At 71.3% G+C, this 5,852-nt stretch carries 6 protein-coding genes; 5 read left to right on the top strand and 1 reads right to left on the bottom strand.

Features of this window, described 5'->3' with window-relative positions:
- Positions 1-820 precede the first annotated feature (820 nt).
- Together prfB and B7P34_RS39550 are read left to right on the top strand one after the other, a co-directional pair.
- Positions 821-1,927: a peptide chain release factor 2 gene (prfB, locus tag B7P34_RS34725; RefSeq protein WP_106682126.1), complete on the top strand. Its 1,107-nt coding sequence runs from the start codon at positions 821-823 to the stop codon at positions 1,925-1,927.
- Positions 1,928-2,167: 240 nt separating this feature from the next.
- The gene (locus B7P34_RS39550) at positions 2,168-3,343 is read left to right on the top strand and encodes a hypothetical protein (RefSeq protein WP_106682125.1); all 1,176 of its coding nucleotides are present in this window, start codon (positions 2,168-2,170) and stop codon (positions 3,341-3,343) included.
- Between the two features lie 145 nt (positions 3,344-3,488).
- On the opposite strand, the gene B7P34_RS34715 is transcribed toward B7P34_RS39550, so the two are convergent.
- Entirely contained in the window at positions 3,489-3,683 is a 195-nt protein-coding gene (locus B7P34_RS34715; protein WP_106682124.1) for a hypothetical protein, read from the bottom strand.
- Positions 3,684-3,939: 256 nt separating this feature from the next.
- Between B7P34_RS34715 and ftsE the strand changes: the two genes are divergently transcribed.
- From ftsE to B7P34_RS34700, 3 genes are all read left to right on the top strand, one after another.
- Positions 3,940-4,629, top strand: a complete 690-nt coding sequence (gene ftsE, locus B7P34_RS34710) for a cell division ATP-binding protein FtsE (protein ID WP_106682123.1) — start codon at positions 3,940-3,942, stop codon at positions 4,627-4,629.
- Between the two features lie 9 nt (positions 4,630-4,638).
- Positions 4,639-5,553, top strand: a complete 915-nt coding sequence (gene ftsX / locus B7P34_RS34705; protein ID WP_106682122.1) for a permease-like cell division protein FtsX — start codon at positions 4,639-4,641, stop codon at positions 5,551-5,553.
- A 67-nt stretch (positions 5,554-5,620) separates the two neighbouring features.
- The coding region (locus B7P34_RS34700; protein ID WP_223268556.1) for a hypothetical protein at positions 5,621-5,852 on the top strand (232 nt) is incomplete at its 3' end.

Below are 5,852 nucleotides of genomic sequence, written 5' to 3'. Positions count from 1 at the left end.
GCCGAACAGCGCCGCCGCCGCATCCGCCTCGGCGCGGCCGCGGTCGCCCTGGCCGCAGCGGCGGGCGTGGGCGGCTGGTTCGCCACGACGGACCACGACGCGAGCGACGCCAAACCGGGCATCCACCACCCGGACCCCCAACGCTGACGGCCCGCGCCGCGGTGTCCGGCGGTGCCGGACGGCTCCTGGCTTGATGCCGCCGGGCACCGCCGGTCTGCGGCGTGGTGGCTGATCGCCGCCGCGGCGGGAGTGGGGTGCGGGGCCGCCTCTGCAGGTCAAGGTGGACGTGGTCACCTTGGATCCGCCGCGGCGGGAGCGGGGCCGCGGTGCCTTCGTCGGTGTAGGGGCCGCGTTCTCTTGGATCCGCCGCCGCGATGCTCAGCCCCTGTGGTGGTGTCCGGCGGTGCCGGACGCTCCTCGGCCTGGTGCCGGCTGGGCACCGCCGGTCTGCGGCGTCGTGGCTGATCGCCGCTGCGGCGGGAGTGGGGTGCGGGGCCGCCTCTGCAGGTCAAGGTGGACGTGGTCACCTTGGATCCGCCGCGGCGGGAGCGGGGCCGCGGTGCCTTCGTCGGTGTAGGGGGCCGCGTCCTCTTGGATCCGCCGCCGTGGTGCTCAGCCCCTGCGGTGGTGTCCGGCGGTGTCGGACGACCCTCGGCCTGATGCCGGCTGGGCACCGCCGGTCTGCGGCGTCGTGGCTGATCGCCGCTGGGGCGGGAGCGGGCTGCGGGGCCGCCCCTGCCGGGCAGGGCCCCGGGGCCCGGGGAGGCCCCTCCGGGGCCTTGAGGGTCGGGAAGCGCGGCGCAGCCGTTAGGCTGGGTGCGTGGCAGTCGTTGATGTATCCGAAGAGCTGAAGTCCCTCTCCTCGACCATGGGGTCGATCGAGGCCGTCCTGGACCTCGACAGGATGAGGGCCGACATCGCCGTGCTCGAGGAGCAGGCGGCCGCCCCGTCCCTGTGGGACGACCCGGAGGCGGCGCAGAAGATCACGAGTCAGCTGTCGCACCTCCAGGCGGAGCTGCGCAAGACCGAGGCCCTCCGCGGCCGGATCGACGACCTCGGGGTGCTCTTCGAGCTCGCCGAGGCCGAGGACGACGCCGACGCCCTCGCCGAGGCCGAGGCGGAGCTCACCTCCGTCCGCAAGGCGCTCGACGAGATGGAGGTCCGCACCCTCCTCTCCGGCGAGTACGACTCCCGCGAGGCCCTCGTCAACATCCGCGCCGAGGCCGGCGGCGTCGACGCCTCCGACTTCGCCGAGCGCCTGCAGCGCATGTACCTGCGCTGGGCCGAGCGCCACGGCTACAAGACGGAGATCTACGAGACGTCCTACGCCGAAGAGGCCGGCATCAAGTCGACCACCTTCGCCGTCCAGGCCCCGTACGCCTACGGCACCCTCTCCGTCGAGCAGGGCACCCACCGCCTCGTGCGCATCTCGCCCTTCGACAACCAGGGCCGCCGCCAGACGTCCTTCGCCGGCGTCGAGGTGCTCCCGGTCGTCGAGCAGACCGACCACGTCGAGATCGACGAGTCCGACCTCCGCGTGGACGTCTACCGCTCCTCCGGCCCCGGCGGCCAGGGCGTCAACACCACCGACTCCGCGGTGCGCCTGACCCACCTCCCGACCGGCATCGTCGTCTCCTGCCAGAACGAGCGCTCGCAGATCCAGAACAAGGCGACCGCCATGAACGTCCTCCAGGCCAAGCTCCTGGAGCGCCAGCGCCAGGAGGAGCGCGCCAAGATGGACGCCCTCAAGGGCGACGGCGGCAGCTCCTGGGGCAACCAGATGCGTTCGTACGTCCTGCACCCGTACCAGATGGTCAAGGACCTCCGTACGGAGTTCGAGGTCGGCAACCCGCAGTCCGTTCTCGACGGCGAGATCGACGGCTTCCTGGAGGCCGGCATCCGCTGGCGCAAGCAGCAGGAGAAGTAGCCCCAAGGGCCTCCATAGCAGGACAACTCCCCCGTATCCGGCTTGACGCTGCGTCAAAAACTGGCAAGGCTGACGGCGGCACGCGTAGCACTGGGGCGCGTGTGGCGGGGGCGCGCGGCCCGGACGACAGTGCCGCCGCATCACGCGGCCGGCCCGCCCGGCCGTGCAGGCCTCCAGTAGCGCCACCGCCCCGTGCGGAGCTGCTCCATTGACGAGTGAGCTACTGGGGGTAGCAAACATATGACGAAGAAGACGCGACTGCGCGTCGCGCGGATAGCCGCCGGCGCAGTGGTCGCCGCAGGCGCTTCGCTCACCGCCGCCGGCGCGGCATCGGCCGCCGGCGTCAACGTCCAGGTCGCGGGTGTCGGCGTGAAGGCGGGCGTGCACGCCGTCGGCTCGCCCGACACCCCGGACCAGATCCCGCAGCCGCCCACCTCGGGCGGCACCACGGGCAGCGTCGGCGGCTCGGGCGAGACCGGCAGCACCGGCTCCACGGGTTCGACCGGTTCGACGGGCTCCACGGGTTCGACCGGCTCCACCGGCTCCACCGGTTCCACGGGGTCCACCGGTTCCACCGGCTCGACGGGTTCCACCGGCAGCATCGGCGGCTCGGGCGAGACCACCGGCAGCTCGGGCTCGACCGGCACCACCGGCACCACCGGTGCCAACGGCGAGACGGGCTCCACCGGCTCCACGGGTTCGACGGGCTCCACCGGTTCGACCGGCAGCACGGGTTCCACCGGCGCCAACGGCGAGACGGGCAGCACCGGTTCGACGGGTTCGACCGGCAGCACGGGCTCGACGGGCTCCACGGGCTCTACGGGTTCGACCGGCTCTACGGGCAGCACCGGCTCCACGGGCTCCACCGGTTCGACGGGCTCGACCGGCAGCACGGGTTCCACCGGTTCCACGGGCAGCACCGGTTCGACCGGCTCGACGGGCTCCACCGGTTCGACGGGTTCCACCGGCAGCACGGGCTCCACGGGCAGCACCGGCTCCACCGGCTCGACCGGCAGCACGGGCTCCACCGGTTCCACGGGGTCCACCGGCTCCACCGGTGACGACCACGGTTCCACCAGCGGCGACCAGAGCGGCACCGGCTCGACCGGTTCCACCGGTTCGACCGGGTCCACGGGTGCCACCGGCGGCTCCGGCGCCACCGGCGGCAGCGACTCCGGTGACCAGGGCAAGGTCTGCCCCGTGGACACCAGCAGCAACTGCGGCAACAACGCGGACACGGACAGCGCGGGCGCCAAGCCCGTGCAGCAGGACAAGCCCAAGGAGCAGCTGGCCGAGACCGGTGCTTCGCAGACCGGCTTCCTCGTGATCGGTGCCGCGACGATGATCGCGGGCGGCGTCGGCTTCCGGCTCCTGCCCCGCCTCATGACCCGCGGCGCGGGCGCGGCGGCGGCCTGAGCCCGTCGGCAGGCGTGAACGCCGGTTAGGGCGCGTACGCCACCGCGCACGCACGCAAGGGGCCCGGAGCGCTCAGCGCTCCGGGCCCTCGTGCGTCGTTACGTCGTTACGGCGGGCACGCGCATGACCACGCGTGACGGCGCGCCTACCCGGCGAATCCGTGTGCGAGCACGGCCACCGCCACCAGCGCCACCAGCAGGGCGATCAGCGTCGCAGGCGTCAGGCCGGCGAAGACGCCTTCCTGCTGCTGCAGCCGCTCCCTGCTGGCCCGGCAGACCGGGCAGCGGCCCTCGCTGACGGGGCCCGCGCAGTTGGCGCACACCAGTCGGTCGCATGTCATGCGATCTCCTCCTCCGGTACGTCCAACGCGCAAGGGAGCCGAGCGGTTCCCCCTACCACTCTGCCAGCTTCCCCGGCGAACGGCGCGTGCGGGCCGATTGTCCTCGTTTTGTCCCCGAACATGACGGTAATAAACGCGCCGACCCCGGTCGCTGCCTGCGCGTGCACGGCTCGTTCGCGTATGGTCACGCACACCGAACGGGAGCCGCCTGCGCGGCGGTCCGTGCCCCCTATCCAGGTCGACGCGTGGTGCACTCGTGATCCGATTCGACAACGTCTCCAAGTCCTACCCGAAGCAGAACCGTCCGGCGCTCCGCGACGTCTCGCTCGAGATCGAGAAAGGCGAGTTCGTCTTCCTGGTCGGTTCCTCGGGCTCGGGCAAGTCCACCTTCCTGAGGCTGCTGCTCCGCGAGGAGCGCGCGAGCACCGGCCAGGTGCACGTCCTGGGCAAGGACCTGGCCCGGCTGTCCAACTGGAAGGTGCCCCACATGCGCCGCCAGCTGGGCACGGTCTTCCAGGACTTCCGGCTGCTGCCCAGCAAGACCGTCAGCGAGAACGTCGCCTTCGCGCTGGAGGTGATCGGCAAGCCGCGCGGGGAGATCAGGAAGGCCGTCCCGCAGGTGCTGGAGCTGGTGGGGCTGGGCGGCAAGGAGGACCGCCGGCCGGGCGAGCTCTCGGGCGGTGAGCAGCAGCGCGTGGCGATCGCCCGGGCGTTCGTCAACCGCCCGATGCTGCTGATCGCGGACGAGCCGACGGGCAACCTCGACCCGCAGACCTCCGTGGGCATCATGAAGCTCCTCGACCGGATCAACCGGACCGGGACCACGGTCATCATGGCCACCCACGACCAGCAGATCGTGGACCAGATGCGCAAGCGCGTCATCGAATTGGAAAAGGGCCGCCTCGTACGCGACCAGTCGCGCGGCGTGTACGGCTACCAGCACTGAAAGGACGCCATGCGCGCCCAGTTCGTCCTCTCGGAGATCGGCGTCGGTCTCCGCCGCAATCTCACGATGACCTTCGCGGTGATCGTCTCCGTGGCGCTCTCGCTCGCCCTCTTCGGCGGGTCCCTGCTCATGCGCGAGCAGGCCAGCACGATGAAGGGCTACTGGTACGACAAGGTCAACGTCTCGATCTACCTCTGCAACAAGACCGACGCGGAGTCCTTCCCCTCCTGCGCCAAGGGAGCGGCGACGGAGGACCAGAAGAAGGAGATCCGCGCCGATCTGGAGAAGATGAGCGTCGTCCAGAAGGTCCAGTTCGAGACGGCCGACGAGGCGTACAAGCACTACAAGGAGCAGTTCGACAAGAAGTCCCCGATCGCGGGCTTCGTCACGCCGGACCAGATGCAGGAGAGCTTCCGCGTCAAGCTCAAGGACCCCACCAAGTTCGAGGTCATCTCGACCGCGTTCTCGCAGCGCCCCGGCGTGCAGATGGTGCAGGACCAGAAGGACGTCCTGTCCAACCTCTTCAACCTGGTCAACGGCATGAACTACGCGGCGCTCGGCGTGATGGCGCTGATGCTCGTCGTCGCGCTGATGCTGATCGTCAACACCGTCCGCGTCTCCGCGTTCAGCCGCCGCCGGGAGACCGGGATCATGCGGCTGGTCGGGGCGTCCAGCTTCTACATCCAGATCCCGTTCATCATGGAGGCCGCCTTCGCGGGCCTGCTCGGCGCCGGCCTGGCGTGCGTGCTGCTCGTCGCCGGCCACTACTTCCTCGTGAACAACTGGCTGGTCGACCAGATCGACCTCATCCAGTTCATCGGCTGGGACGCGGTCCTGGCCAAGCTGCCGCTGGTGCTCGCCATCGGCCTGCTGATGCCCGCGCTGGCGGCGTTCGCGGCGCTCCGCAAGTACCTCAAGGTGTGACATGAGCCAAGGGCGCCGTACGGTCAACTCCCCGTACGGCGCGCCCTGGTGTCCTAGACTCACGCGCATGCCCGGCCCGTCGATGTTCCACCCGCAGCGCCGCGCCCGCCGCGGCGCGGCGCTGACGCTGGTCTTCGCGGGCGTGCTGGCCACCGGCGCCGCGGCCGGCTCGTGGAGCCCGGACGGCCGGGACGGCCGGAAAGCGCCGGAGACCCTTGCCGCCCCGCGCACGGCGGCGAGACCCGCTGACCGCGCCGTCGCGGGAGCGGGAGACGAGCGCCCCGGCGACGGCGCCGGCA

This window comes from Streptosporangium nondiastaticum, from assembly GCF_003011965.1.
Lineage (GTDB): Bacteria > Actinomycetota > Actinomycetes > Streptomycetales > Streptomycetaceae > Streptomyces > Streptomyces nondiastaticus.
This window is presented reverse-complemented; position numbering and strand designations above follow the sequence as displayed.